General features: G+C 68.9%; 3 protein-coding genes. 1 reads left to right on the forward strand and 2 read right to left on the reverse strand.

Features of this window, described 5'->3' with window-relative positions; all coding sequences use genetic code 11:
• Positions 1-220: 220 nt before the first annotated feature.
• Together ACG02S_RS06200 and ACG02S_RS06205 are read right to left on the reverse strand one after the other, a co-directional pair.
• The gene (locus ACG02S_RS06200) at positions 221-2,584 is read right to left on the reverse strand and encodes an ATP-binding protein (protein ID WP_394469569.1); all 2,364 of its coding nucleotides are present in this window, start codon (positions 2,582-2,584) and stop codon (positions 221-223) included.
• 3 nt (positions 2,585-2,587) lie between these two features.
• Positions 2,588-3,460: a response regulator transcription factor gene (locus ACG02S_RS06205; protein ID WP_394469570.1), complete on the reverse strand. Its 873-nt coding sequence runs from the start codon at positions 3,458-3,460 to the stop codon at positions 2,588-2,590.
• Positions 3,461-4,001: 541 nt separating this feature from the next.
• Between ACG02S_RS06205 and ACG02S_RS06210 the strand changes: the two genes are divergently transcribed.
• Entirely contained in the window at positions 4,002-23,519 is a 19,518-nt protein-coding gene (locus ACG02S_RS06210) for a VCBS domain-containing protein (protein ID WP_394469571.1), read from the forward strand.

The raw sequence follows: 23,519 nt of genomic DNA on the forward strand, positions 1-23,519 counted from the left end.
ATGGACGCACGACGCGCTTCAGGTTCAAGGGATCGTTGCGAACTTGACCCGGCATCGCGTGGCCTGCGTTGGGAGGCCGGCCCCGGCGTGTTAACCGCTCCCCCCTGTCGGCCACGAGTGGGGGCCTACCAGACCCTCAGCTTCACTTTTGAAGCGCGGCTTTCGTGAGGCGCGCGCGAAGCCGACCCGTCCGGCGGTGGCGCAGGGCGGCCAGCGCGGTTCAGGACGCCCCTGCCAAAGTAACTGTAGAAGCCAAAGAGTGAGCCTCTTTACCCTCTGACAATGCCGGCGGCGACATCAGGTCGTTCAGCAGCGACCACCAGGCCGGGCCGGTCATGGGCTTGAGACAGCGCGCCGTGAAGTCGGGCTCGGCAGGCACGCCCGCAGGCTGAGGGCGGCCGGTATAAAGCACGGCGACGGGGGGCTCCAGCTGCGCCCGGCAGGCACGCAGCAGCTGGCCGGCCGGCTCGGCCCCGACGTCGCCCACGATGACGAGTGCGGGCCGCAGCTCGGCAAGCATGGCTGCCGCCTGCCCCCCATCAGCGATGGACCGAACATCGAACTCGGCGGCATACAGCAACTCCGCCAGATGCTCGGTGCAACCGGCATCAGGATCGATCACCAGTGCGAGGCTGCCGCGCCCCAGCGGACGGGGTGCATCGGCCGCCAGGCTGGGCCAGGCGACCTCGCCGGCTGCCGCCGTGCTGAGCGGCAGTGTCAGCAGGAAGCGACTGCCCTGACCGGGCTGGCTGCTGACTTCGATCGTGCCGCCCATCGCCTGCGCCAGTTGCAGCGCGATGGCCAGCCCCAGGCCAGTGCCGGGCTTGCCGGCCTGGTCAGGCGCTCGCCAGAACGGCTCGAAGATGCGCGGCAAGTCAGCGGCGGCGATGCCGGGGCCTTCGTCGACCACCTCGCAGCGCAGGCGGCCCGGCGCGCCCGGCTGGCCTGGCTCCAGGCCGGCGAACAGCCCGATACATCCGCCGTGGGTGTATTTGGCAGCGTTGGAAAGCAGGTTGAGCAGCAGCTGGCGCAGCCGCTTGGCATCCACCGCCACGACCTCCGGTAGTTCAGCGGCAATGCGCGCCTCGAAGCGGTTGCCACGCAGCCCGGCCAGCCCCCGGCCCTGCTCGGCCACCTCGTGCAGCAGCCCGTGGAGAAAGCAGGCCGTTGGCACCAGGTCCAGCTGATCGGTCTCGCAGCGCGCGTGGGCCACCAGTTCGTCGATCAGTTCGAGCTGGTGCGCGACGCTGCGCTCGATGCCGCTGCGCGCGGCCCGCTGCGGCGTGTCACGCGCCGGCTCCAGCTCGCGCAGATGGCTCAGCGTGGTGACCAGCGGCGCGCGCAGGTCGTGGCCGATGTAGGCCAGCAGCCGCGCTCGCTGCGCCTGGCTCTTGCGGTTCTCTTCGAGCATCGCCAGGGTTGCCGCCCCTTCGCGGTCGAGCTTGCGCATGTGCGACAGCAGGATGGCCAGCATCGCCAGACCGCTGAACACGCTGACCGCCGGCACGAGATACAGCGTGAATACCGAGGGCGACAGCAGCTCGGTGGCCTCTGCAAAGCGCGTCAGGCTCGCCAGCAGCGTCAGGGTCAGAAGCATGGCGACCGGCAGACCATGCCGGGCCCCGCGCCACCAGGCCATCCATGCCAGCGCAGGTCCCAGCAGCACGCCGACAACCATCAACGGCAACACCACCGGCCCGACAACCCGCGGCTCGTACCAGCAGCCGGCCGCGACGATGGGCGGATACAACGCCACCAGCGCCAGCATCAGCCAGCGCAGCCAGCGCTGTGGCAGGTCGCCTGCCACCAGCGCGTACAGCACCAGCGCACGCATCATGTGGGTCAGCGCGATCAGCGGAATCAGCCCCCGGGTGGCCCACCCGGTCGACTCCGGCCACAGGTACTGAAACGCCAGCCCCTGCTCGGCCAGCTCGTAGAGGCCGTAAACGAGCGAGAAGCCGGCGACCGTCAGCGCGGCGGGCTGGCGCAGCATCCCGGCCATCGCCAGGCACCCCATGACCACCACCGCGAGGAAGGCCGTGATTGCGCTGCCCAGCGCCAGCCGAGCGGCCTGGTCGCGCTGGCAGTCACGCGGCTTGCAGACCGCGGCGTCCAGAACCAGCGCCGTGGGCCCGGCCACGCGCAGGTAGACGGAACCAGGCTGCCCAGCAGGCAGTTGGACCGCAAAGCTCGCGGTGGGCGTGTCCAGGGGCCAGCGCGCATGCGGCACGGTCGTGCCGGCCTCTTGGCGCTGCCACCCCGCCGCCGTCGGCGTCCACAGTTGCACCTGCGGCAGCCGCGCCGACCCCAGCACCACCCAGCGCTCCCACGGCTCCCCAGCAGCCCCGGCGGGCACATCCACGTCCAGCCGCAGCCACCAGGCCGAGGTGCTATAGCCCGGGTTCAGCAGGCGCTGCGTGGCCGGGCGGAACTCGGCGCCACGGGCCTGCACCTCGCCCAGCGGCAGGGCGCCGCTGCGGTCCTCCCAGACCGACCAGCGCACGGCCGGCTCGGCTGCGAACGTTGGCGCCGCGCAGACCAGCCACAGCAGGAACAGCGCCCCCCATGAACCCCATCTCCGCATCGATCAACCCAGCCCGCGGCTCTCGGCCGCGGGGGTGGCGAGCGCGGGGCGGTCCGACTCGCGCCAGGCTCTAGGCGTAACGCCCATGCGTTCCTTGAAGGCGCTGATGAAGTTGCCGGGGCTGCTGTAGCCGACTTCGGTGGCGATCTCCTGCACGCTCATCTGCGTTTCCACCAGCAGGCGGCAGCCGGTGCGCACGCGCTCTTCAGCGATGTAGCCTGACACGGTGAGGCCGAGTTGCTGGCGGAACAGGGCCAGCAGCCGCACCTCGTGCGTGCCGACGCTCTGGGCGATTTGAGAGACCGTGGGCAGGTCGGCCAGATGCTCGGCGATGTAGCGCATGGCGGCCTGGACCTGCACGAACGAAGCCGGCTCAGCGCCCTCGCTCACCGAGAGGTCGGCATCGCTGGCGGTCAGCCGCCCGGCCAGACGAAGGTGCACGTACACGCGCGCGCGCACTTCGGCGGCGGCAAAGGGCTTGCCGACATAGTCGACGGCGCCAAGTGCCAGGCCTTGCAGACGGTCGTCGACGGCGTGCATGCCCGTCAGGAAGATGACCGGTATGTCGCGCGTGCTGGCATCGGCCTTGAGCAGCCGGCACACCACATGGCCATCAGCGCCGGGCATCACCACATCCAGCAGGATCAGGTCGGGACGCAGCGCCTGCGCCCGATGGAGCCCGCTTCGCCCGTCGAGCGCGTGCTGCACGTCGAAATCACTTTGCAGAATCGCCACCAGCTCGCGCAGGGCCCCCGGATCGTCGTCGATCAGCAGCAGGCGGGGTCGGGCGCGCGTAAGGGGAAGGCTAAGGTTCATCAGGACTGGCGTACCGCAACCCCGCCGGCCCGCGCCGCCGCGGGAGCGGCATGCCCGCAAGCGGCGGTTGCATACAGAAACATTTCGTGCATTTTCACATCGGCCCGACCGCACCGCCCCGTGAAAGGTCAAGGGTGCCCCCAGCCTTGCTGAGCGCGAAAAACCGGCACTTGCGCACGCAAACCGCGCTGCTGAAGTCGATTCGCCGGTTTTTCCAGAACAAGCGCGTGCTTTACCCGCATGGGGGCGCCCACGCCTGCACGACAAACGCGCCCTGACGCCATCCCCCACTCGGGGCCGCCCCTCCACCGTACCGCCCGCTCGCATGAAGAACCACTCGCCGGATCGCGCCAACCGCCCTCCCCGCGACGACTGCCACGCGTCGCCGCCAGCGCCCCTCCCGAGGCCGCGCGTCACGGGATGACGGTAGATGCGCTGATCGGCGAGGCGGCGGTGGCGGCTGTCGTGGCACCTGCCGGGAACGGCCAGGTACCGCGCAGCCCGCTTTGAAGTACCCCACCCGCCACTGTCAGGGGCGCTCGTCGTGCCCCTGAGGTTTCGTTTTTGACGTTCTTTCAGAGTCTTCTCCACCATGGTCGCAGTGCAACAAGCCCCCCAGGCGCCCCAGAACGCCACCGAAGCCAGCAACCCTGAGGCGAAGCAGCTGCTCGCCGCCGGTGAGGTGCAAGCCGCGCAGGCCGGCGAAGCAGGGGCGCAGGCGGCGCCAGCCGCTCCGGCGGCCACCGCCGACGCCCCGCCGCCCATGGTGGGCAAGGTGCGCGAGGCCGGTACCACCGCCCGGGTGCTGCGGGACGGGGCGGTGGTGGCGCTGCGCCCCGGCGACCTGCTGCTGGAGGGCGACGTGGTGGAAAGCGGCGACGCCGGCGCGCTGAAGCTGGACCTGCTGCGCACGGGCACGCAGGGCAGCGAAGAACGCACCGTCTCCGCCACGCTGGGAGCCCAGTCGCGGCTGCTGATGCAGGCCAATGCGGCTGGCGACGAGCAGCTGGTGGGCATCCGCCTGGTGGCGGGCACGATCGTCGTGGGCGAAAGCCCGGACATGCTCGGCATCGCCATCGACACGCCGGCCGGGCGCGTCGTGGCCAAGGGCCAGGGCGTGGGGGTGAGCGTCCACCCGACCACCCAGGAAACGACAGTGCTGCCGATTGGCGTCAGCGCCGCGGTGGCGACGCCGGGTGCCGGCGTCACGGTGCAAAGCGCCAGCCAGTTGGACGGCAGCCCGCTGAGCGTGGGCAGTGCCGGCATCACGATGCAGGCCGGCCTGGAGACGGTGCGCAGCACGGACTCGCCGTCGGCAGCGCAGGTCACGTCCATCACCACGCTGGCAGGCGCCGGCGCGGGCGTGGGGGGGGCGGCGGGTAGCCTGGACGTCGCAGCGAGCAGCAGCCCGTTGGCCGGGAACGCGGCCATGCTGGCTTCGACGGGCTCCCCGGCGGGCCTGGCCGGTCTGGCGGGCTTTGCGGGTGCAGCGCTTCCGGGCTTCGCGGGCGGCACGTCGCTGGCGCCCATCTCGGGCAGTGGCGGCACGTCGTCCCCGTCTGCCGGCCCGACGACCGCTCCCGCGCCGCTGCCGCCGCCCCCGGAGCCGAGCAGCCCCGGCCCGACCCCGGCGGCGCCCGTGCCGGGGGCTCCGCTGCCGGCACCGCTGCTCGTGCCCACGGTGTCGGTGCGTGATGTCGTCGTGGACGAGAGCGCCGGCTCGGCCCAGGTGCCGGTGGTGCTGTCGACGCCCACCACCATCGACGTGACGGTGAGCGTGCAGGTCAGCGGCTCGGAAGATGGTCGCATCGCGGCGGGCGTGTACAGCGTCACGGTGCCCGCTGGCGCCACCACGGCGACGGTGCCCGTGCCGATCAACCGCGACACCACACGGCAGGCGGACGACACGCTGTCGGTGCAGCTGGTGACGGTGGTCAACGGCGTGGCGGGTGAATCGTCGGCGGAGTTGACGCTGCAGGACGCCTCGACCATCATGGCCGGCCCTGCAGACAGCGTACTGACCGGCGGCGCCGGCAATGACGCGCTCCAAGGAGGCAGCGGCAACGACGTGCTGGATGGCGGAGCGGGGCGGGACCAGCTCAACGGCGGTGCCGGCGACGACACCTTGGTTTACGACCCCAGCGACCTCAGCGTCGACGGGGGCGCCGGCAGCAACACGCTGCGCCTCACCGGCGACGCCAACCTCGGCGCCAGCACGGTCGTGCTGAGCAACCTCTCGGTGCTGGACTTGCGCGGCAGCGCCGCGGCGGTCGATCTGTCCAGCGCGGCGGTTCGCGCCATGCTGCCGGCCGGCGAGGACGTGCTGCGCGTCGACGGCGATGCGGGAGACCAGATCCGGGTCACCGAAGTCTGGACGCCCAGCAACGGCCCGACGACGCCCGCGGGCTTCAACGACTACAGCCGGCCCGACGGTCAAAACGGCACCGTGGTGCTGCGCCTGGCGACCGGCGTCGAGCTGGTCGCCACCCTCACCGCCCCCTCCGCCGGTGGCGCACTGGTGGGTGGCGCCGGAGATGAATCGCTGCTGGGCGGCAGCGGCAACGACCTCATCAATGGCGGCGCGGGGCGCGACCAGCTGAGCGGCGGAGACGGCAACGATACGCTGGTCTTCGACGGCAACGACGTGCTGATCGACGGCGGCGCCGGGAACGACACGCTGCAGCTGCGTGGCGACGCGAACCTCACGACGGGCGGCGTCGTGCTGCGCAACATCGAGGCGCTGGACCTGCGGGACGGTCCGCTCGGTTCGGCGTCGCAAGTGGCGCTCTCGGCCGAGGCGGTCCGCGCGCTGCTGCCTGCGGGCAGCGACACCCTGCGCATCACCGGCGATGCCGGCGACCGCGTGGTGGTGACCGAGCAATGGACGCTGGTGGGCACCGTGGACGGCAGCACGGTTTACACCCGCGTGCTCGACGGCCAGACTCTGCGACTGGAACTCGGCGCCGGCGTGGTGCTCAGTTCGGGGCTCAACGTCACCGGCACAGCAGCGGGCAACCTCACCGAAACCAACACCACGCTAACCACCGCCGGCACGCTGCAGGCAGCCTACCCGGCCGAGCCAGCGAGCTTCGTGGCGCAGGCCGGCGTGGCGGGCAGCAACGGCCATGGCCGCTTCAGCATCGATGCGTCGGGCGCCTGGACCTACGCCACGGGCAGCGCGCACGACGCGTTCGTGGGGGGGCAGACCTACACGGACAGTTTCACGGTGGCCACCGCTGACGGCACGCAGCAGGTCATCACCGTCACCATCACCGGAACCGACGACGCTGCCGTCATCACCGGCACCCGCACCGCCGCGCTGACCGAGACCAACGCCGCGCAAAGCACCGGCGGCACACTGAGCGCGACCGACGTGGACAGTTCGGCTGCCTTCGTGACCAAGACCGACGTGGCGGGCAGCAACGACCACGGCAGGTTCAGCATCGACGCCACCGGCGTGTGGAGCTACCGCTTGAACGGCGCTCAGGACGCCCTGGTGGCGGGCGTGGTCTACACCGACAGCGTGACCGTCGCCACGGCCGACGGCACGCCGCATGTCATCTCGGTCACGATCACCGGCACCAACGACGCCGCTGTCATCACCGGCGCCAGCACGGTCACGCTGACCGAAGGCAACATTGTGCAGAGCACCGGCGGCACGCTGAACGCCACCGATGTGGACAGCTCCGCCGCCTTCGTCGCCCAGACTGCCGTCGCCGGCAACAACGGCTACGGCCGTTTCAGCATCGACGCTGCGGGTGAGTGGACGTACACGATGGGCAGCGCGCACGATGCCTTCGTCGGCGGCCAGGCCTACACCGACAGCGTCACGGTCGCCACCGCCGATGGCACGCAGCAGGTCATCACCGTCACCATTGCCGGCACCAACGATGCTGCCGTCATCACGGGCATCAGCACCGCCGCGCTGACGGAAAGCGATGCAGCGCAAAGCACCGGTGGCACCCTGGGCGCCACCGACGTCGACAGCTCAGCCGCGTTCATCGCCCGGACCGGCGTAGCCGGCAGCAATGGCTACGGCAGCTTCAGCATCGATGCCGCCGGCGTGTGGACGTACGCGATGGGCGGGGCGCACGACGCTTTCGTCGCCGGCCAGACCTACACCGACAGCCTCACGGTCGCCACGGCCGACGGCACGCAGCAGGACATCACCGTCACGATCACCGGCACCAACGACGCCGCCGTCATCACCGGCACCAGCACCGCCGCGCTGACCGAGACTGACGCCGCGCAGAGCACCGGCGGCACGCTGGCCGCCACCGACTTGGACAGCTTGGCCGCCTTCGTGGCACAAACCGGCGCCGCCGGCAGCAACGGCCACGGCACGTTCAGCATCGATGCCGCCGGCCTGTGGAGCTACAGCCTCAACGGCGCGCAGGACGCGCTCGTCGCCGGTGTGGTCTACACCGACAGCGTCGCCGTCGCCACGGCCGACGGCACGCAGCAGATCATCACCGTCACGATCACCGGCACCAACGACGCGGCGGTCATCACCGGCACGAGCACCGCCACGCTGACCGAGAGCAATGCGGTGCAGAGCGCCGGCGGCACGCTGGCATCGACAGACGTGGACAGCTCGCCAGCTTTCGTCGCCCAAACCGGCGCGGCCGGCAACAACGGCTACGGCAGCTTCAGCATCGATGCCGCCGGCGTGTGGACGTACACGCTCGGCAGCGCGCACGATGCCTTCGTCGGCGGCCAGACCTATACCGACAGCCTCACCGTGGCCACGGCCGACGGCACGCAGCAAATCATCACCGTCACGATCACGGGCAGCAACGACGCCGCAGTCATCACCGGCAGCAGCACGGCTGCGCTGACCGAGAGCGATGCCGCGCAAGGCACCGGCGGCACACTGAGTTCGACCGACGTGGACGGATCGGCCGCCTTCGTCGCGCAAACCGGCGTGGCCGGAGGCAATGGCTACGGCACGTTCAGCATCGATGCGGCCGGCGTGTGGATGTACACGATGACCAGCGCGCACGACGAGTTCGCCGGCGGCCAGGCTTACACCGACAGCCTGACTGTTGCCACCGCAGACGGCACGCAGCAAGTCATCACCGTCACGCTCACCGGCACCAACGACGCTGCCGTCATCACCGGCAGCAGCACCACCTCGGTGACCGAGACGGATGCTGCCCAAAGCACGGGCGGCACGCTGGCCGTCAGCGATGTCGACAGCACCGCCAGTTTCGTCGCGCAGACAAACGCGGCTGGCAGCAACGGCTACGGCACGTTCAGCATCGACGCGGCCGGTGTGTGGACGTACACGATCACCAGCGCGCACGACGCCTTTGTCGCCGGCCAGACCTACACCGATAGCCTCCCCGTCACCACGGCCGATGGCACGCAGCAGATCATCACCGTCACGATCACCGGCACGAACGACGCTGCAGTCATCACCGGCACTAGCGCCGCCGCGCTGACCGAAACCGATGCTGCGCAGAGCACCGGCGGCACGCTGGCCGCCACCGACGTGGACAGCTCGGCCGCGTTCATCGCTCAGACCGGCGTGGCCGGCAGCAATGGCCATGGCAGCTTCAGCATCGACACCGCCGGCGTGTGGACCTACACGATGGGCAGCGCTCACGATGCCTTCGTCGCCGGCCAGGCCTACAGCGACACCCTCACCGTGGCTACCTCCGATGGCACTCAGCAGGTCATCACGGTCACGATCACGGGCACGAACGACGCCGCCGTCATCACCGGTGCCAGCTCGGCCGCGCTGACCGAGACCGATGCCGCGCAGAGCACCGGCGGTACGCTGAGTGCCACAGATGTGGACAGCTCCGCCGCCTTTGTGGCGCAAACTGGCGTGGCCGGCAACAACGGCTATGGCAGCTTCAGCATCGACACCGCCGGCGTGTGGACCTACACGATGGGCAGCGCGCACGACGCCTTCGTCGCCGGCCAGACCTACACCGACAGCCTCACCGTCGCCACCGCCGATGGCACGCTGCAGGTCATCACCGTCACGATCACTGGGACGAACGACGCCTCCGTCATCACCGGCACCAGCACCGCCGCACCGACCGAAACCGACGCCGTACAAAGCATCGGCGGCACGCTGAGCGCGACGGATGTCGACAGCTCAGCGGCCTTCGTCGCGCAAACCGGCGTGGCCGGCAGCAACGGCTATGGCACGTTCAGCATCGACACCGCCGGCGTGTGGACGTACACGCTGACCAGCGCGCACGACGAGTTCGTCGGCGGCCAGGCTTACACCGATAGCCTGACTGTCGCCACCGCCGACGGCACGCAGCAAGTCATCACCGTCACGATCACGGGCAGCAACGACGCCGCCGTCATCACCGGCAGCAGCACGGCTGCGCTGACCGAGAGCGATGCCGCGCAAGGCACCGGCGGCACACTGAGTGCGACCGACGTGGACGGATCGGCCGCCTTCGTCGCGCAAACCGGCGTGGCAGGCAGCAACGGCTACGGCACATTCAGCATCGACGCGGCCGGCGTGTGGACCTACACGATGGCCAACGCGCAGGACGCTTTCGTCGACGGCCAGACCTACACCGACAGCCTCACCGTCGCCACGGCCGATGGCACGCAGCAGCTCATCACCATCACCCTCACCGGCAGCAATGACGCCGCCGTCATCACCGGCACCAGCACCGCGGCGCTGACCGAAACCCATGCGGCGCAGAGCACCGGCGGCACGCTGAGCGCCACCGACGTGGACAGCGCGGCCACCTTCGTCGCGCAGACCGGCGTAGCCGGCAGCAGTGGCTATGGCAGCTTCAGCATCGACGCGAGCGGCGTCTGGACGTACACGATGGGCAGCGCCCACGATGCCTTCGTCGGCGGCCAGTCCTACACCGACAGCCTCACCGTGGCTACCGCCGATGGCACGCAGCAGGTCATCACCGTCGCGATCATCGGCAGCAACGACGCGGCCGTCATCACCGGCACCAGCACCGCAGCGCTGACCGAAACAGATACCGCACAGAGCACCGGCGGCACGCTCGCCGCCACCGACGTGGACGGCTCGGGCGCCTTCGTGGCGCAGACCGGCGTGGCCGGCAGCAACGGCTATGGCACGTTCAGCATCGATGCCGCGGGCGTGTGGACGTACACGATGGGCACGGCTCACGACGAGTTCGTCACTGGCATGGCCTACAGCGACAGCATCACCGTCGCCACAGCTGATGGCACGCAGCAAATCATCACCGTCACCATGACCGGCACAGCGGACACCCGCACCGGCACCGCAGGCGACGACATCTACGTGGTGGCGGACGCCAACGACGTCGTTGTCGAGAACCCCAACGAGGGCAACGACGAGGTGCGCACCACGCTGGCCAACTACGCGCTGACGGCCAACGTCGAGAAGCTCACCTTCACCGGCACCGCCAATGCCACCGGCACCGGCAACGGGATGGACAACGTCATCACCGGCAATGTCGGCAACGACCTGCTGGACGGCGGCGCCGGCAACGACACGCTGACCGGCGGCCAAGGCAACGATGTCTACATCGTCGACGCGGCCGGCGACACCGTCGTCGAGGCGACCAGCCAAGGCACGGACGAAGTGCGCACCGCGCTCGCCAGCTACACATTGAGCGCCAACGTCGAAAACCTGACGATGACCGGTGGCAGCGCCAGCGGCGTTGGCAACACGCTGGACAACCTCATCACCGGCGGCACCGGCGATGACAGCCTGTACGGCCTGGCCGGCGACGACATGCTGAGCGGCGGCGACGGCAACGACCTGCTGGACGGCGGCGCCGGCAACGACGCCCTGAGTGGCGGTGCCGGCAACGACACCTATCACGTCAGCGCAACGGGCGACGTCGTTACCGAAGCGGCCAGCGAAGGCACCGACGAAGTCCGCACCACGCTGACCAGCTACACCCTCGGCGCCTACGTCGAGAACCTCACCTACACCAACCCCGCCTTCAACGGTACGGGCTCCGCTGCCTTCACCGGCACCGGTAATGCGCTGGACAACGTCATCACCGGCGGCAGCGGCAACGACACGCTGGACGGCGGAGCCGGCAATGACACTTTGATCGGCAACGCCGGCGCCGACACGCTTGTCGGCGGCACCGGTGCCGACGCAATGACCGGCGGCCTCGGCGACGACACCTACGTGGTGGACGACGCCGGCGACACCGTCACCGAACTCGGTGGCGGCGGCAGCGACACCGTGCGCACCGCACTGGCGGTCTACACGCTGGGCGCCAACGTCGAGAACCTCGTGTTCACCGGCAGCGCGGACGCCATCGGCACCGGCAACGACGAGTTCAACGTACTCACCGGCGGCAGCGGCAACGACAGCCTGTCCGGCGGCCTGGGCAACGACACGCTGGCCGGCGGCGCCGGCAACGACCTGCTGGATGGCGGCGCCGCCACCGACACGGCCGACTACAGCGCCGAGACCAATGCCGTCATCGCCAGCCTGGCCACCGGCGCCGCGACCGACGGCAGCGGCGGCACCGACACCTATGTGTCCATCGAGAACCTGACCGGCGGCAGCGGCAACGACACGCTGGTGGGCGACGCCGGCGCCAACCGCCTCGACGGCGGCCTGGGCAACGACAGCATCACCGGCGGCGCCGGCAACGACACGCTGATTGGCGGCGGCGGTACCGACACCGTCATCTACAGCGCCAGCACCGGCGCGGTCACCGTCAACCTGCTCGCCGGCACGGCCAGCGACGGCCTGGGCAGCACCGACACGCTCAGCGGCTTCGAGAACGTGCAGGGCGGCAGCGGCAACGACAGCCTGACCGGCGACAACGGCGACAACCTGCTGGCCGGCAACGACGGCAACGACCTGCTCTCCGGCGGCGCGGGCAACGACACGCTGCAAGGCGGCGCCGGCAATGACACGCTGCGCGGCGGCGCGGGCAACGACAGCCTCGACGGCGGCACGCAAGGCAACGGCAGCACCGACGGCGACATCGCCGACTACTCGGACCAGAGCGCCATCGTCACCGCCAACCTGGCCACCAGCACCGCCGCGGGCACCAGCATCGGCACCGACACGCTGATCAACATCGAGCACCTCGCCGGCGGCAGCGGCAACGACGTGCTGACCGGCGACGCCAACGCCAACATCATCTGGGGCAATGCTGGCAACGACACGCTCAACGGCGGCGCGGGCAACGACACGCTGCGCGGCGGCGCGGGCAACGACAGCGTCGACGGCGGCGCCGACATCGACACGCTGTCGTACAGCGACATCAACGGCCCCGTCATCGTCAACCTGGGCAGCACCACGCACAGCGTGACGGTGCGGGTCAACAGCATCGACTACGCGTACAACGTGCTGGCAGGCACCTCGCAAGGCGTCAGCCAGGCAGGCTCCACAGCCGGCACCGACACGCTCGCCAACATCGAAAACATCGTCGGCTCCGGTGGCGCCGACATCCTCATCGGCAGCGCCGGCGACAACTTCATCGACGGCGCCGACGGCGGCGACACCATCAACGGCGGCGACGGCAACGACACCATCATCTTCGACGAGAACGACGCGCTGGTGGACGGCGGTGGCGGCACCGACACGCTGCTCGTGCGCGCGGGCATCACCACACTGGACCTGACGCTGGTGCGCGACGAGGTGCTACAGAACCTAGAAATCATCGACATCACTGACACCGGCGTGCAGTACGTCAAGCTGTCGGACGCCGACATCCGCGCGATGACCGGCGGCCTCGCGACCGGCACGCTGATCATCAACGGCGGCGCAGAAGACAGCGTGCGCCTGGTGGGCGCCAACTGGCCTACCACGGGCATCCCGACGGAGGTCATCGGTAGCACCACCTACAACGTCTACACCTACAACGGCGCCACGCTGAAGGTGCAGGCCGGCATCACGGTCGGCTACATCTTCAACTCCGACGACACCGGCCAGACCAGCATCGGCAGCAGCGGCAGCGACGTCTACAGCGGCAACGGCGGCGACGACACCTTCGACGCCGGTGGCGGCGATGACGATGGCGACGGCGGCGGCGGCAACGACACGCTGATCGGCGGCGCGGGCAACGACACGCTGCAAGGCGACACCGGCAACGACACGCTCTACGGGGGCGACACCGCCAACAGCACCGGCAGCGGCAACGACACGCTGGACGGTGGCGAGGGCGACGATGCGATCTACGGCGCTGACGGCGACGACACGCTGATCGGCGGCACGGGCAACGACCTGCTGGACGGCGGCACCGGCAACGACATCTTGTCAGGCGGCGACGGCAACGACATCCTGATCGGCGGCGACGGCAACGACGCGCTGGACGGCGGCGCCGGCAACGACACCCTCTCGGCCGGCGAAGGCAACAACAGCGTCGACGCCGGCATCGGTGACGACACCGTCACCGCTGGCTCAGGCAACGACGTGCTCGACGGCAGCAGCGGCACCGACACCGTCGACTACAGCGAACAGACTGCACCCGTCATCGTCAACCTGGCCACACAGACGGCAACCGGCGCGGGTATCGGCATCGACGTCCTGCGCAACTTCGAGAACGTCATCGGCGGCGCCGGGGACGACCACATCACCGGCACCGACGGCGCCAACGTGCTGGTCGGCGGCGCCGGCAGCGACACGCTGCTGGCCGGCGCTGGCAACGACAACCTGCTGTTTGATGCCAACGACACGCGGGTGGACGGCGGCGCCGGCACCGACACACTGACCATCGCGGACAACACGCCCGTCGACTTCACGGCCATCAGCGACGACCGCTTCATCGGCATCGAGGAGCTGGACCTGACCGGCCACGGCGTGCAGGAGATTCAGCTCAACGGCGCCGACGTGCTGGCCTTCTCGGACACGACCGATACGCTGAAGATCCACGGCGACGCCGGCGACAAGGTGACGCTCAGCGGCAACTGGGTCAGCACCGGCACGCAGCCGGTCAGCTACAACGGCGGCGCCACGCAGTCCTACGTCAAGTTCACGTTGAGCGTCGGCGGCAGCACGGCCACCGTGCTGGTCGACCCGGCCATCACGCTGGACATCGTGTACGCCGGCAGCGCCACCAACGACACGCTCACCGGTGGCGAGGGCGCCGACACGGTGGACGGCGGCGGCGGCAACGACACGCTGGATGGCGGCGCGGGCGCCGACACGCTCACCGGCGGCAGTGGCGACGACACGCTGGTCTACGACGAAGACGACGTGCTGGCCGACGGCGGCACCGGCACCGACACGCTGCTGTTCCGCGGCAGCGCCAGCGGCGTGGTGCTCGACTTCGGAGACCTGGCTCGACCGGCCGCAGGCGGCCTGCGGCCGACGATCAGCGGCATCGAGGCCATCAACATCACGGGCGGTGGCGCCAACACGCTGGTCATCGATGCGGCCTCGGTGCTGGCAATGTCCGACACCGACGCGCTGGACGTGCTGGGCAATACAGGCGACCAGGTCTTCCTGGTCGGCAGCTGGGTCACCGGCAGCACGGCCGGCGGCTACACGACCTACACCAACGGTGGCGCTACGGTGCGCCTGCAGACGGCCATCGCCGTCAGCGTGGTGGTGGACGACCCCAACGGCGACGGCGACAGCGCCAACCCGCTGCCGGGCGCCACCGCCGGGGCCGACGTGATCCGCGGCCTGGGCGGCAACGACACGCTGGACGGCGGCGCGGGCGCCGACGTGCTGCGCGGCGGCGCGGGCGACGACACCCTCGTGTACGACAGCGCCGACGTCGTCGCTGACGGGGGCGACGGCACGGACACGCTGCGCGTGTCGACCAACCTGAACCTCAACAACGTGGCCGGCAACACCGTCACGGACATCGAGGTCATTGACCTGGTGGCCGGCGCTGGCAACTTCACCCTCACCGCCACTGCCGCCAACGTGGCAGCACTGAACAGCAGCGCCAACGTGCGCATCGAGGGCGACGCTGGCGACAGCGTCGCGCTGCTGGGCAACTGGGCGCAGGGCGCCACCGCCGGCGGCTACACGAGCTACACGCTGGGCGGCCAGACGCTGACCATCGCAGCGGCGGTGGTCGTGGCCATCACCTACACCGGCACCGCGCTAGCCAACGCGATGACGGCCGGCGCCGGCAACCAGACACTGAACGCACTGGCTGGCAACGACGTGCTGGACGGCGGCGCGGGCAACGACATGCTGCTCGGCGGCGCCGGCGACGACCTGCTGGTCTACGACGCCGATGACGCCGTGGTCTCCGGCGGCGTGGGCAGCGACACGCTGCAGTTGCAGGGCACCAGCCGCACGCTGGACCTGACGGAGATCGCCAACAACGTCGTCACCGGCATCGAGAAGATCGACATCACCGGCAATGGCAACAACACGCTGGTGGCCAACCCGGACGACATCCAGGCGCTGTCCGACGAGACCGACACGCTGATCGTCACCGGCGACGTGGGCGACTCGGTGCGGCTGGCCGGCAACTGGGAGGCGCGCGGCTCGCAGCTGCTGGCCGGCGTCACGTACAACAAGTTCATCGGCTATGCGACCGACGGCACGCAGGTCACCGTGCTGGGCGGCCTGAAGATGGTCAAGGGCGACCAGATCGTCGGCAGCAGCGCCAGCGAAACGCTGACCGGCAGCACTGGCGGCGACGACATCCGCGGCATGGGTGGCGACGACACGCTCATCGGCGGCGCGGGCAGCGACCTGATGGACGGTGGCGACGGCGACGATGTCCTCATCTACGACGCCGCAGACACCCGCCTGGCCGGCGGCGCCGGCAACGACACGCTGCGCGTGGTGACAGACGGCGAGATCGTCGACCTGCAGGATCCCGGCCGCCCGGCGGTGGGCGCGCTGCGGCCGACGATCACCGGCTTCGAGACCATCGACCTCAACGTCACCGGCGGCAACTACCTGATCCTCGACGAGGCCTCGCTGGCAAGCTCGGGCGCCAGCGGCGGCACGGTGACCATCGCAGGCGATGCCAACGACGTGGTTTTTGTCGACGGCACGCTCACGACCGGCCTGATCCTGACCGGCGGCGTCACGCAGACCGCGCTGACCCGTGGCACCAGCGGCGACGACTCGATCATCGGCACCACCGGCCAGGACGCGATCAAGGCGGATGCTGGCAACGACACGATCGACGGCGGCGCGAGCGCCGACATCATCGACGCGGGTGCCGGCAACGACCTGGTGCACTACGACGCGGCCGACCTGCGCGTGTTCGGCGGCACCGGCACCGACACACTGGTCATCGCAGTTGTGGACGCCGACGGCGGCATCACCGCCACGGCGAACGGCACCAACAGCCTCGCCGGCGATGTGGACCTGACGGTCGCTGCCGGCGGCGTGGTCAAGGGCTTCGAGACGCTGGACCTGCGCGGCAACGGAAACCAGACCGTGCGCCTGGACGAGGCCTCGGTACTGGCGCTGTCGGACACCGACCGCGTCACCGTGATGGGCGACCTGGGCGACGTGCTCAACCTGTACGGCGGCTGGGTGGCCAAGGGGCTGGAGTCGGATGCCGACGGCCGCATCTACACCGTGCTGCAAAAGGGCAGCGCGACGCTGCAAGTGGTCTCCGAGGTGACGATGAAGATCACCAACGAGCTGGGCGGCAGCATCGCCATCGGCACCTCGGCGGCCGACGACGTGCTGGTGGCCACCAACGGCGGCGCCATCACCGGCGACGGCGACGACCTGATTCGCATGAACAGCATGAGCTTCACCGGCGTGGACGGTGGGCGCGGCTACGACAAGGTCTACTTCCAGTTCAGCGGCACCATCAACACGCCGGTGCTGGCGCCCAGTTCGCTGACCAACATCGAGGAGATCGACCTCGCTGCCGGCTCCGCCACCGCCAACAAGCTGGTGCTGTCGACGCAGAAGCTGGCCGAAATGACCGATGCGGACAAGACGCTGGTGGTCAAGGGCACGCCAGGCACCGACACCATCGACATCTACGGCGAGTGGAGCGACATCGCCACCGCGCCGGACGCCGTCCTCAACGGCGTCACCTACAAGCTGTTGACTTCTGCCGACGGAGGCAAGCTGTACTACACGCCGGGCGTGGTGGTCACGCAGATCAACCCGACGCCCCAGCTCAGCGCGTTCTCTTTCAACTACGACGACGGCGCCACGCTCGTCAGCGCCGGCATCGACAAGTACGCCGGCTGGAGGGTGGAGAACGCGGGCGACGTCAACCAGGACGGCATCGACGACATCATCATCAACCAAGTCGGCTCGGCGTTCGTCGTCTTCGGGACGACGTCGATGAACGGTCAGTTCGACCTCAACAATTTGGGCAGCCGGGGCTTCACGGTCAGCAGCGTGGGCTCGGGCGACCTTGTCGGGCTGCGCGACTACATCGCCTACAACCAGGGCCTGACGGGCATCGGCGACATCAATGGCGATGGCATCGCCGACATGGCGGCGCCGGTTCCGGGCAACCAGAACCAGATGAACATCATCTACGGGCGCACCACCTGGGACAACGTAGACCTCACCAACACCACAACCTTCGCCAGCAGTGCGGCCAACGGCTTCCGGCTGAACGTCGACAACTTCGATCAGGTGGGCTTCACCAGCATCGTCGGCGTGGGCGACATCAACGGCGACGGCTATGGCGATTTCGCCGTCGCCAACGGCTGGGCGAACGGCCTGCAAAACGGCGCCAACACCGGCAAGGTGTATCTGATGTTCGGCGGCGCCTACGGCGGTGACCTCACCACCAATGGCATGTCCACCAGCCGTGGCGTCGTGATCAGCTCCGACGCGGCCAACCCACTTCGCCTGGGCAACGACGTGGCCGGCATCGGCGATGTCAACGGTGACGGCTACGACGACGTGGCCATCGGCGGCCCCGGCTTCGACCTACCCGGCCCGAACGGGCAGCAAGAACGCAGCGGCAGCGGCTATATCGTCTTCGGCAAGGCCGACGGCTGGGGAAACAGCGTCGTCGTGCAGCGCGACAACACCGCACCCACGCTGCGCAGCGACTACAACGTGGGCTATGCCTTCCCCAGGGACAACGCCACCAACGTGCCGCTGACGCAGAACCCCGACCTGCACACCAGCTTCACCGAGACGGTGGTCATGGGCACGGGCTATGTCAGCCTCTACAACCAGGCCACCGGTGCGCTGGTGGAGCGCTTCGACATGGCCACAGGCCTGGGCAGCCAGGGTGGCAAAGCGATGCTGGGCAGTTGGAGCACCGTCGCCAACAGCAGCCTGCAGATCTTTGCGTTCAACCCGCTGACGCCGAGCACCAGCTACTACGTCACCATCGACCCAACCGCCATCAAGGACCTGGCGGGCAACTACTTCGCGGGCATCAGCAGCAGCACGGCGTGGAACTTCAGCACCACCGGCTCAGCGCTGAACGACGTGAACGCACCAACGCTGAACGCCAACGCGTTGCTCAGCTTCAGCGGTGGTTCAGTCAACATCGCCACGGCCGGCGGCAGCACAGGCGTCTTCGTGGCGCCCACCAACACCGCCGCCAACCCACCGGTCTTCCGGCTGGATTTCACCTTCAACGAGAACATCAAGCCCTACGGAACCATCAACGTGTCACAAGGCGGCGTGGTGCTGGAGAGCTTTGACCTGCAAACGGGCCTGGGCAGCCGCGGCGGCTCGGTCTACTACCCGGGCAGCGGGAACGCCGAAGGCCAGAGCACCACCGTCTACGGCCTGAACTTCGGCACCACTTTTGCGGGCAACACCTTGACGACGGTGACGCTCAGCGGCATGCAGGACCTGGCTGGCAACGCATTCAACGCCGGCGTGGCCAAGAGCTTCACCTTCACCACCGCCGCCGACTCGACCGGTCCGGTGCTCACCAATGCGGCCCGGCTGCACACGCCGGTCGACGACGCCACCGGCGTCTCGGTCGAGAACGCCATCGTCTTCCAGTCCGACGAAACGCTTCAACTCGGCACCAGCGGGTCCATCCAGCTGCGCCTGACCAGCAGCTACAACGGCACACCGGTGGAGACCTTCGCCTGGAGCGGCGTGCAGACGGCGGTGAATGGCGTCTACACCCTCACCGGCGACCAAGGCGGCGTGCTGACAGTCAACAACAAGACCGTCACGCTCAATCCCGCTGCCAACCTGACCTACAACACCGGCCACGACATCTACGTCGCGCCGGGCTCGCTGACCGACCTGAGCGGCAACAGCGCCACCGGCTACACCGCGCAGGGCGCCTTCAACTTCACCACCGCCAACGGCCTGGTGACGGTGGCGGGCGGCAACGCGGTGGACGGCTCGCTGAAAGTCGCCATCACCGACAACCTGGAGATCACCTTCAGCGAGACCGTGGCCGCCGGCACCGGCACGCCCGGCACGCAGTTCATCAAGCTGTGGAGCAACACAGGCCGGCTGATCGAATCCTTCGACGTGGCCGACAGCGACGGCACCAATGGCAGCCAGGGCGGCAACGTCAGCTTCAACGGCTACAAGGTCGTGGTCAACCCGGGCGCCGACCTGGCGCTGGCCGGCGGCTACTACCTGACGGTGGACAGCCAGGCCATCAAGTCGGCCAACGCGGCCGTCACGACCTACTTCGCCGGTGTCAGCAACACGACGACGCTGGACTTCAGCACCGAGGCCTCGGTGCAGATCGACCCCGGTCAGGTCAACAACGACTTCGGGCGACTATGGGCTGGCCAACAGATCGAGGGCGTGGGTGACGTCGACGGGGACGGCACGCCGGACTTCGTGGTGGGCTCCTACCAGCACAGCTCCGATCCCAACGTGCCCGGCGGCACGGCATATGGCAAGTACTACCTGGTGTTCGGCCAGGCGGGCGAGTGGGCGCCCATCCAGAACATCCAGCAGCTGATGGACGCCGGCCGTGCGGTGCAGATCTACGGCACCGCCACCAACAACCTGACCCGCATCGTCGAGTTCGGCGACATCAACCAGGACGGCTTCGCCGACCTGCTGCTGACGGCGGGCGGCCGCTACCCTGACAACGACGCCAACCCGGTGGACATGGCTGCCAGCAATGACGGCGACGTCGATGCCGGCGCCGCCTTCATCGTGTTCGGCAAGGCCCGCGAGAACTGGGCCAACCGCAATAGCATCGACCAGCTGGGCGAAGATGGGCTGGAGATCACCGGCGGGCTGCCGCAGGAGCAGCTCGGCTTCTCCGCCGCGTCGGGCGACTTCAACGCGGACGGCGTCATCGACATGGTCTTCGGCATGCCGGTGAACCACCGCGACGGCTACGCGTCGGGCGAGGCCTTCGTCGTCAACGGCGGCAACTACAGTGACTCGTTCTCGGCCGTGGGCACCACGGGCAACAACACGATCCTGGGCGACTTCAACGCCAACCGCATCTCCGGCCAGCAGGGCAACGACATCCTCTACGGCCTGGGCGGCGCGGACATCCTGCGCGGCGGCGCAGGCAACGACACCATCGGCATCTCCGACCTGAACTTCGCCCTCATTGACGGCGGCACGGGTGTGGACACGCTGAGGTTCGTCGGCAACGGCATCCACCTCGACATGACCGGCTACGCCGGCGCCAGCCTGCGCAGCCTGGAGAAGGTCGACCTGACTGGCGACGGCAACAACAGCCTGACGATCAACTACATCGAGACGGTCTACCTGATGGAGCGGCAACTGTCGTCGTCATACGGCACCAACGTCGTCATGACGGTCGACGGCAATGCGGGCGACACGCTGACGCTGGAAGGCCCGTGGGCGGTGATGGGCAGCGACGCCACTTACACCACCTACGCGCTGGACGGCCTGTACATGAAGGTCGACACCGACATCACGCGCATCCTCTCCAGCTGGACCGTGCCCTACCAGGGCGCCACCATTGACCTGCTGGCGCTGCCGGCCGGCTTCCGCAGCAGCACCGTCACCAGCAGCATCACGCTGGACACCGCGCAGGGCCAGTACATCAGCAACATTGGCGACATCAACAACGACGGCTTTGCCGACTTTGCGGTGCGCCAGGATGCGGTGACTGGCACCAATCTGCTGTGGTATGAGCGCCGGGAGGATGTCTATGCCGAGGCCGGCGGTGTCTGGGGCTGGTACCCCAGGCTGAACCAGCGTGCGCTCACCGTCAACAGCGGCGAAGCCTTCGTGGTCTACGGCCAGGCAGGCGGCCTGGGTACAGTCAACCTGGCAGCGCCTGTGGGCGGCAATGCCGTCAAGCTGACCGGCTCGGCCAGCGCTAACGAGAACCTGGGCAGCTACCTCGCCGGCCTGGGCGACATCAACGGAGACGGCGTAGGCGACCTCGTCATCGGCGCCAGCCAGTCGAGCAAGACGCTCACCTTCAACGAGGGCGGCGAAAAGTCCGGCAGCGACCCGGACGGCACCAACCCCACCAACAGCACCGCCCGCTACCAGACGGCACCCGGCGCGCCAAGTCAGTCGCTTGACTGGAACAACGACAGCTGGGCGTCTTCGGCCGAGGGGCGGCAGTACTTCTTCCTCGGCGGCAACAACGCGCTGACGAACAAGACCGGTGGTGCCATCACCACCACCACGCTGGCCAACGACTTCAACGCCAGCACCGTGCTGCCCACGACCTACAACGTCGCCAGCAATCTCATCACCGACCTGCCCGACCGCGGCCCCGCCAACGCCGAGACCAACACCACCTACACCTACACCACCACCGCCACGCTCGCCGACGGCAGCTTCATCGGCGCTGCAGGCGCGCAACTCGGCAGTAACTGGGCGCCGGTGAGCCTGGGAGACGTGAACGGTGACGGTTTCGACGACTTCGTGACCGGCGTAGCCAACGGCATGCGCCTGGTGCTTGGCTCGGCCAGTGGCTGGACCGGCTTCGACAACACCAGCAACAGCTGGACGCAGAAGCTCGTCACCACCAACGGCAATCAGTCCACCAGCGCCCTGGCGTCGGCCGGCGACGTCAATGGCGACGGCTACCAGGACTTCGTCATGAGCTGGGACGGCAACGGCGCCACCATCGTGTTCGGCAAGGCCGGCAACACCTGGAACGCCACCACCACGCTGGGCAGCAGCACGTCGGCTTCCGCGACCGTTGCAGCGTCGACGTTCATCGCCGTGGAAAGCGGCCTGGCGATCAACCCGACCTACACTCGCGGCCTGGGCGACATCAACGGCGACGGCTATGACGACCTGCTGTTCGCGGCGTCCGCCACCAACGACTACAGCGCCAAGGACAACGGCGGCGCCTACGTCCTGTTCGGTTCGGCCTCGGGCTGGGGCAGCAACCTCAGCCTGGCCAACCTGGCTGCCTCGGGCAAGGGCTTCCGCCTCACCGGCGGCGTCGACTTCGACTATGCCGGCTACAACGCCACGCAGGCCGGCGACGTCAACGGCGACGGCTACAACGACTTCCTGCTGGCGGCCTACGGCGATGACGAATCCTCCAACGGTGCGGGCGGCGCCAACAGCGGCTCGGCCTACCTGATCTTCGGCAAGGCCGGAGGCTGGCGCGACATCAGCCTGCTGGAGGTGCAGGACTTTGGCGTGCAGCTGCTGGGCGGCGCCAACAGCGCCGGCAGCTTCTGGCAGGCGCTGGGCGACGTGGACGGCGACGGCCTGGACGACCTGAGCTACTCCGGCAACACCGGCACCAGCACGCTGATCCTGTACGGCAACGAAAACTTCACCTCCGGCATCAACGTCGGCGTGCAGCACATCACCGGCCTCACCGGCGGCGCGCTCACCGCCACGCGCGGTGCGGCTCTGGCCGACACGCTGATCGGCAACGCCGGCAACGACACGCTGACCGGTGACGGCGGACGTGACGTGCTGCTGGGAGGCGCGGGCAACGACCTGCTGCAGGTCACGGGCAACGCCTTCTTCCGCATCGACGGCGGCACCGGCATCGACACATTGCGCCTGAACGGCAACGGTGCCGTGGACTTCACGGCGATTGCCAACACGCGGGTTGAGAACATCGAGATCATCCAGCTGGGCAACGGCGACCAGGCGGTAACGCTGAGCGGCCTGGACGTGCTGGCAATGACCGGCGACACCAACACCGCCGTGGACAACAGCGCCTACCAGAAGGGCCACGTGCTGGTGATCGACAGCGACGGCGGCACCGACTCCCTGACGCTGACGGGCACCTGGAACCAGGTCGCCACGCATCAGACCGTCTCGGGCGGCGGCTCCTACGCCGTCTATCAGCACGGCACCGACAACATCTTTGCCGTCGTCGAAGACGGCCTGCACGCCTGA

This window comes from Pelomonas dachongensis (genome assembly GCF_043555865.1).
Classification (GTDB): domain Bacteria; phylum Pseudomonadota; class Gammaproteobacteria; order Burkholderiales; family Burkholderiaceae_C; genus Pelomonas; species Pelomonas dachongensis.

Excerpts from the sequence above, each read along its gene's own strand:
- ACG02S_RS06200 (WP_394469569.1), bottom strand. The coding sequence starts at position 2,584 with ATGCGGAGATGGGGTTCATGGGGGGCGCTGTTCCTGCTGTGGCTGGTC.